This window comes from Occallatibacter sp., assembly GCF_049802275.1.
Taxonomy (GTDB): domain Bacteria; phylum Acidobacteriota; class Terriglobia; order Terriglobales; family Acidobacteriaceae; genus Telmatobacter.
On record NZ_JBARMD010000474.1, the window covers coordinates 1 to 6956 of the forward strand.

At 56.6% G+C, this 6956-nt stretch carries 8 protein-coding genes and 1 tRNA gene; 5 read left to right on the top strand and 4 right to left on the bottom strand.

Features of this window, described 5'->3' with window-relative positions:
* Positions 1–1304 (bottom strand): ABC transporter permease (locus WA354_RS16430; RefSeq protein ID WP_472814105.1); only part of this gene is annotated, 1304 nt, incomplete at its 3' end.
* Between the two features lie 216 nt (positions 1305–1520).
* Positions 1521–1994, bottom strand: a complete 474-nt coding sequence (locus tag WA354_RS16435) for a hypothetical protein (protein ID WP_472814106.1) — start codon at positions 1992–1994, stop codon at positions 1521–1523.
* Positions 1995–2276: 282 nt separating this feature from the next.
* Between WA354_RS16435 and WA354_RS16440 the strand changes: the two genes are divergently transcribed.
* The 5 genes from WA354_RS16440 to mug all read left to right on the top strand — a co-directional run bounded on the left by WA354_RS16440 (position 2277) and on the right by mug (position 5131).
* A tRNA-Asp gene (locus tag WA354_RS16440) sits at positions 2277–2353 on the top strand.
* Positions 2354–2671: 318 nt separating this feature from the next.
* Positions 2672–3274, top strand: a complete 603-nt coding sequence (locus WA354_RS16445; RefSeq protein WP_472814107.1) for a DUF1254 domain-containing protein — start codon at positions 2672–2674, stop codon at positions 3272–3274.
* Positions 3243–4100 carry a DUF1214 domain-containing protein gene (locus tag WA354_RS16450; protein WP_472814108.1) on the top strand — a complete coding sequence of 286 codons (858 nt, stop codon included), beginning with the start codon at positions 3243–3245 and terminating at the stop codon, positions 4098–4100. The genes WA354_RS16445 and WA354_RS16450 overlap by 32 nt, the downstream gene beginning before the upstream one ends.
* A 192-nt stretch (positions 4101–4292) precedes the next feature.
* The gene (locus WA354_RS16455) at positions 4293–4583 is read left to right on the top strand and encodes a ribonuclease E inhibitor RraB (protein WP_472814109.1); all 291 of its coding nucleotides are present in this window, start codon (positions 4293–4295) and stop codon (positions 4581–4583) included.
* Complete coding sequence (mug, locus tag WA354_RS16460) at positions 4580–5131, top strand: G/U mismatch-specific DNA glycosylase (protein ID WP_472814110.1); 552 nt, start codon at positions 4580–4582, stop codon at positions 5129–5131. Before WA354_RS16455 ends, mug begins: the two co-directional genes overlap by 4 nt.
* A gap of 14 nt (positions 5132–5145) precedes the next feature.
* On the opposite strand, the gene WA354_RS16465 is transcribed toward mug, so the two are convergent.
* Both WA354_RS16465 and WA354_RS16470 read right to left on the bottom strand, forming a co-directional pair.
* Positions 5146–5757 (bottom strand): DNA-3-methyladenine glycosylase, encoded by a 612-nt coding sequence (locus WA354_RS16465; protein WP_472814111.1) that lies wholly within the window; start codon positions 5755–5757, stop codon positions 5146–5148.
* 89 nt (positions 5758–5846) lie between these two features.
* A partial coding sequence (locus WA354_RS16470; protein ID WP_472814112.1) for an NAD(P)/FAD-dependent oxidoreductase occupies positions 5847–6956 on the bottom strand: 1110 nt, incomplete at its 5' end.

Here is a 6956-nt window from a genome sequence, read left to right on the forward strand (position 1 = left end):
ATCGTGCTGGGGGATATCCGGGATGCGCGCAGCGCCGGCACCGCCCCGGAGACGATGGCCGTGAGCAGCGAGATCATCATCGTAGCCAACAGCACGCGCGGATCGACCTCGCCGTTGATCGCAAGCGGCAGTGTGTGGCCGGGCAAAAAGGAACCCAGCGTTTTGCATGTCCACAACGTCGTGGAAAGCGCGACGGCCCCGCCGGCCAGGGCAATGAGAACGTTCTCTACCATCAGTTGCCGCACCAGCACCCAGCGGCTGGCACCCATCGACAGTCGGATAGCGAACTCGCGTCGCCGCGCCACCGAGCGCACTAGCAGCAGGTTCGCGACATTGGCGCAGGCCAGAAGCAGAAGCACCGTTGCGAGCGCGAGAAGAATGGGAAGAGTTCCCGCCATATACACGTTGGCGCCGAACGGCGAACGCCACAGCGGATCGGTCGAGATCTGGTTCGCGCCCTGGTGCTCCACCGGATACTGCGACGCGATCCGCTGCATCAACAGGTTCAGCTCATTGTCCGCCTGGTGAGAATCGACGCCCGGCCGGAGCACTGCCAGCACGTTGAGCCAGGAGGTGCCGCGGTGACCGATGCGGTCACCGGCCCATATCTGCTGGTCCATTCCCAGGGGAAGAAAGATGTCGGTGCGCAATCCGCTCTTGCAGCCGCGAAAGCCCTTCGGGGCGATGCCCACGATTGTGTAGGGATGCAGGTTGAGCTGAATGGTCTTTCCGATGATGCCCGGATCGCCGGCAAAGTGGCTTTGCCACAACCTGTGGCTTAGAACCGCGACGGCCGCGCCCGCTCGCTCGTTATCTCTGGTGGATATCAAGGTGCGGCCAAGATACGGCTGCACGCCCAGTACCTCGAAATAGTCCGCAGAGGTCAGTGCTCCGTAGATACGCTCCGGCTTGGCCGAGCCGGTGATCGAAATGTAGTCGTCGTGATACCCGATCACACCGGACAAGGTCCTGGCGTTTTCGCGCAGATCCACGAAATCCATATAGGAGAACGGCGGACTGGGATGCTCGCTGCGCTCGCCGCGCTGGATGGTGAGCATGCTGTCGATATTCTTCGCCCCCGGAATTGGATTGAAGAGCGTAGCGCTGATCCAACTCAGGATTGTGCTTGTGGCGCCTATCCCCAGAGCCAGCGTAAGCACCGCCGTGAGCGCGAAGCCCGGCGAGCGGCGCAATTGCCGCAATGCATATCGAAGGTCTGCCAGCAGTAGCTTCATCGCATTTTTCCTCTCATCCCTTGCGGAGGCGATACCGTTCACCACCCAGTCAAGCACGAGTTCGGCCATACCGCCTGCTCTTTTACATGTATTCGAGTGATGTCGATCACAAACCAACGAGTCTTGAGCGCAGATGCGTCCGGTTTACGGAATCGAGTGTTCGCAAGTGGACATTGTCGTTCGTATTCAAAGACCCCGGAGCTCGTCCGTCTTCCAGTTGGACACTAACAAACGACAGAGATCTCCGCGGGTCTGGGACTTGATGTAAGGCAAAGACGAGCGTCTTCATATCTGGCCGATTCTTCTTTGAACGCGGGAGCGCGCGTGATTTGTGAGTGGCTTCTGGCCTTCTTTTTGCAGCGCTTCCGGGGTCGGGGCCGTTCCAAATCGCTGTGCCCATTTTTGTGCCCACCGCACCTCAAAATCGGTCATAATCTGGTGTGTACGTGTAGCAAACGACAATGAGGAGGGAAGCGATAAACCAAACAACGGTAGACACTTATAGCAACCGGTAGCAGCAGGGAAGAGGGCGACGTGCACGGCTGTTAACCGAAGGGTTGCGGGGTTCATTTGGGTCTCACGATCACCTCGATCGATCCAGTTTCTGATTTCATCCACCTGCTGCCATTCGCCGACTTGGGCGCTTTTCGTAACGCAGATCGGGTGTTGGCTTGAAGAGCTACTGCAGCCCTGAACTGACGATTCGAATTGAGCGCGTCCCTCGATCCAATGGAATTCGTCGAAGAAAGCAATCCTCATTGAGGCCCTCCTCGTTCTCGCGAAGTTCGCCTGCCTCCATCAGACCATCCTTGCTAGCCCGTTTTGTTTGGTACAATTTGAACAACGGAGTGGTGACAACTTCGCGGTTCGCTTTTTGCTTGGCAGTGGACAGAGATTTGGGGCTTCAGCTTACTGTCCATACTGTCCATTTCTCTCGGAATTCAGTTATATCCGGTGGAGATTATGGAAACAGGCGACGGAGTGGACAGTAAGCAAAGACAGTAAATTCTGCGATTTGCGCTAAGCGATTGAAATTGCAGAGGGGACGTAGCTCAGTTGGTTAGAGCGCTGCCCTGTCACGGCAGAGGTCGCGGGTTCGAGCCCCGTCGTCCCCGCCATAGAAAACAAAGAAGTTAAGGGAGTTTTCTTGGCGACGAACTACAGCACAAAAACAGCACAAGAAACATAACCCAGGTGCTGCTTCAGTGCAAGTGACAAGAAACAAGGCTCCCGAAATCGGGGGCCTTTGTCTTTTTTGCGGGGTGCCGTTTCAGTTTGCCTTGATAGCTGTGGGACGACAAACAGACGAGCCACGAAGTTGTTGAAAGCCCTGCTTCGCTTACACGTCAATCTGTTTGTGCCACTCCTTCATTGGAGCATGAAAGGCAAGGGAAATCCCGGCGGGAAATCGCGCTGCGCTTCGAAAGGAAGCACCCATGACAACCATCTTCCCCACTCCTTCCCACCAGACGACCGTCAACACTCGAATCGGCGAGCTGAAATACGAGAACGAGTATCCGAGCAAGGAGACGGTCAGCAAGCTGTACGACGAGATCGACTTCCAGCGTGCCTGCCAGGCGTACCTTTGGGGATTCCCTCTGGTGAGCGCTGCATCGGTCAGGCGTGGCCTCTTCGAGGATATCGGTGCGACTTACAACGACTTCGAAATGTACCCGAATTATCTCGATGCGAACGGCCTTTGGCTCACGGGCAACACCACCACCATCTACTCTCCCGCCATCCTCGATTTGGCTAAAGATGGGCCTATCGTCGTCGAGATTCCTCCCGGACCAACGGCGGGCATGTTCGGCGATTACTGGTTTATGAGTACCGGAGTAGGCGCGCTCGGTCCCGACAAGGGCCATGGTGGCAAGTTCCTCCTCGTGCCACCGGGGTACACAGGCGAGCTGCCAACGGAAGGTTACTTCGTTACACCATCAAAGATGAACGACACCACGTTTTTCATTCGAGGCATTGTGATGAACGGCGACGTAGATGTGCGTCGCGATGCTCAAGAGGGCGCGCATCTATCCGTATAGCCAGCGCGACAATCCAAAAGCGAACCGGTTTTTCGACGTGTCCAACAAGCCTGTTAACACGCTGGAGCCGGAAGGCCTTGCATTCTGGAAGCTGCTGTCGGCCGTGATCAGCAACAACCCGGTTGCGGATCGTGACCGCTTCTTCATGGCGATGCTGAAACCGCTGGGAATCGAGAAGGGCAAGCCGTTCGCGCCGGATGACCGCCAGAAACAAATACTGGAACAGGGCGCACGCGTGGGGAAAGCCATGGCTCAAACCACCTCGTTTAGTCCACGGCTGGCCAATGTCTTCTATTATCCCGGCAAGAACTGGACGAACCCCATGAACTTCAACACGCAGCAGGATTCTCAGCAAGAATCGGAGCACTACAGCGAACTCGACGAACGCCTGAACTACTTCTACCTTGGCACCTGGCCGAACGAAGCAATGAATCTCCCTTTTCCCTCGAATGGCCAGAGGTACCTTGAGAGCTTCAAGGACAAGCACGGCGTGTGGCTGGATGGCGGGAAAAACTACCAGCTGCGGGTGCCAGCGGATGTTCCCGCGAAACAATTCTGGTCCGTCACGGTCTATGACAACGTGACTCGTTCGTTGGTGCAGAACAGTAGCAACAAGTCCGCGATTACTTCCTACGACAAAATCAAAGTTAACGAGGATGGCTCGACAGACGTCTACTTCGGCCCGAAGGCACCCGCAGGATTCGAAAGCAACTGGGTGGACACCGGTTCGTCGAAAGGATGGTTCGTGTGGTTCCGGTTCTATGCGCCGACGCAGCCATTCTTCGACAAGACCTGGCAATTGCCCGACTTTGAGCTCGCGAATTAGGAAACCTGAGAGCCAGATTGCGGTCGGTTTACCGCCAACCGAGAACCGCCAACCGAGAAATTACTCGTCGGTTAACGCCTAGATCGTCCTAGTATCGCCAAAGTAATCCGGGTGGGCCACCTCCCGACCGGATGTAATATCAGCGCATAGTTTATTAGTGCGGCCTTCTTGAATGATATGAACCGACAGGCAATGGAATTTCCAGATGATGAGAATGGAGACGTTCTCCGTCGCATGGCTGCGAATGGGAATGATTTATCTCTTCCCCGCAACATCGATTTCACTGTTGTCTTTCCGAACGAAAGTACGGCGCAACGGTTTACCACGCCGAGAAGTGCAGCCCGCGCGGCGGAGAACTTTAGCATCTGTCCCCTTCCAGAGGACGCGTTTGATGAAATCAATCGAATTCAGACCAGGCAGAGACTCAATGACGTGGTGAATACCGGCAGTCCTGGTTTCATTCCACGAGTTAGAGCCACATGAGGCCAAACAGCACCCGGAGGTCAACACTCCCACTTCCCGACTTACTCCGCAAAGGCCTTGATGTGGTGTTTTGTGGGATTAATCCGGCGCTGAGCGCAGCCCGGGTGGGGCACCATTTCTCGAGCCCGAATAACCGATTTTGGCGCGTCCTTTATCTTGCAGGATTTACCCCACATTTGATTCGGCCTGAAAACGACAGCACGATTCTTCAATACGGATGCGGTCTGACGGCTGCAGTGGAGCGACCGACCGTGAGCGCCAGCGAGCTTACTAGTCATGAATTTCACGAAGCTGCCGGGGAACTCGAACGAAAGCTTCGGCGTTATCGCCCGCGGTATCTGGCGTTTCTGGGTAAACCTGCGTTTGCAGCTATTTTTCGAAAGGGAAGCGTCAACTGGGGGCAACAGTTCATGAGGTTCGGTGGTGCTGAAGTCTGGGTCTTGCCCAATCCAAGCGGACTGAATCGGGCATTCAGCCTCAAGGAACTCGTATCCGCATATCGGGATCTTCGGATCGCCTCGGAGCGAACCGACGTCGAATCGCGATAATCGAAACGACTCTCTCATTTCATTGATAGGGCTCTTGGGCCGCTAACGAAGGGGCTTCCCACCTCAAAAAATCTCAGCAACCGACCGACCTCTCGGGTGATGCCGATCCGGGTGCTTGTGCCAATGTGCCCGGTCTTCCGAACCGCAGTGCCCAGCCAAAGTGGCCCGTCGGCGCACATGTCAATTCCATCCAGACTTCGGTCGATCTGCAATGCGAGTGCAAGCCGGCCCGGCCCTCTTGCCAGGTCAATCAGCTTGTTGGTCTTGCGGCGCCGCTCCATTAAGTTGATTCCCTCAAGAGGTTCCAATGCCCGGAACAACACACCTGCACCGACGCCCGGCTTTTCAGCCGAGACATTGAGCATGTAGGACACGCCATAGATAAAGTAAACGTAAGCAAAACCGCTGCCCATGAACAAGGAGTGGTTTCGTGCCGTTTCTCCCCGGTAACCATGCCCGCTCGAATCGCCTGGGGGGTATGCTTCCGTTTCGACAATGCGGCCGCTAATCCGGCTTCGCCCTACTTTGCGGACGATCGTCTTTCCAATAAGATATCGGGCCAGCTCCGTCGTATCGACTGGCAAGCGGGCCCGCGACAGCGGCCGGACATCGTGTTCAACGTGCAATCTCAAACTCCTTTCCTCGAGTGTTTACGATTTAGCGCTCGCGGAGAAGCGGACGCTTTGCGACCGGTCTCGCTGATGTGAAATGTACTCTAAGCTTTCGCACCGATCGCATCGCCTGCCGCGCGGAGGGCTGCCAGGGCGGAGTCTGGCTCCGCCGGCACCTGGTTACGCTCATTCGCGAGATAGCGGTGAACATCGGAGATCACCACGGAGCCTTCACCGACAGCCGAAGCCACGCGCTTGACCGAGTTTGCGCGGACGTCTCCGACGGCGTAGATGCCGGGGACGCTGGTCGCGTATGGAGTGCTTTCAAAGCCGGCGGTCCCTCCGGTTAGGATGAACCCCTTCTTGTCGAGCTGTACTGTCCCATAGAGCCAGCCGGTATTGGGCTCAGCTCCAATCATCACGAAGACGTCTTCTATCGCCTTTCGCGTGCGTTCACCCGTACTGCGGTTTACCCAGGTGACGGACTGCAGGTCAGGCTCGCCCTCAAGCGCGACAATTTCGCAGTTAGTGCACAGCGTGATGCGCGAGGAGTTCTCGATGCGTGACACAAGGTACTGCGACATTGTTGCCGCAAGCGACGGCCCGCGGACGATATGGTAGACATGCTTGGCGATGCCCGAGAGAAACATAGCAGCCTGACCGGCAGAGTTGCCTCCGCCGACGACGATCACATCCTTCTCCCGGAAATGACTCGTCTCCATCGGGGTGGCGGCATAGTAGAGACCTCGGTTCTCATAGTTTTCGTAGTTCTGGACCGTCAGTTTGCGATATTGCGCTCCGGAGGCCACGACCACGGCGCGAGCGCATACTGGAATGCCGCCAGCGAGAAGCAGCTTGTGGATTCCATCCACCTGCTCGACGCTCACCGTCTCTCGAGAGATCGCGAATTGAACGCCAAATTTCAACGCCTGTAATTGCGCGCGGCTGGCGAGTTGCTGTCCCCCGATGCCGGTTGGAAAGCCGAGATAGTTTTCGATTTTAGAGCTTGTTCCCGCCTGGCCTCCCGGAGCCAGGCCTTCGATGACGATAGTGCAGAGCCCTTCCGATGCCGCATAAACAGCGGCCGCAAGGCCCGACGGGCCGGCACCTACGACAGCTACGTCATAGATCAGTCCCGGATCTGGTAACTCGGTAATGCCCAACTCATCCGCAAGCTGAGGAATGGTCGGCTGGTGCATCACTCGCCCATCCGA

What these genes read in the sequence shown, in the direction of transcription:
- WA354_RS16435 (WP_472814106.1), bottom strand. Translation starts at nt 1,994, where the DNA reads ATGAGGATTGCTTTCTTCGACGAATTCCATTGGATCGAGGGACGCGCT.
- WA354_RS16445 (WP_472814107.1), top strand. Translation starts at nt 2,672, where the DNA reads ATGACAACCATCTTCCCCACTCCTTCCCACCAGACGACCGTCAACACT.
- WA354_RS16450 (WP_472814108.1), top strand. Translation starts at nt 3,243, where the DNA reads ATGCTCAAGAGGGCGCGCATCTATCCGTATAGCCAGCGCGACAATCCA.
- WA354_RS16455 (WP_472814109.1), top strand. Translation starts at nt 4,293, where the DNA reads ATGGAATTTCCAGATGATGAGAATGGAGACGTTCTCCGTCGCATGGCT.
- mug (WP_472814110.1), top strand. Translation starts at nt 4,580, where the DNA reads ATGAGGCCAAACAGCACCCGGAGGTCAACACTCCCACTTCCCGACTTA.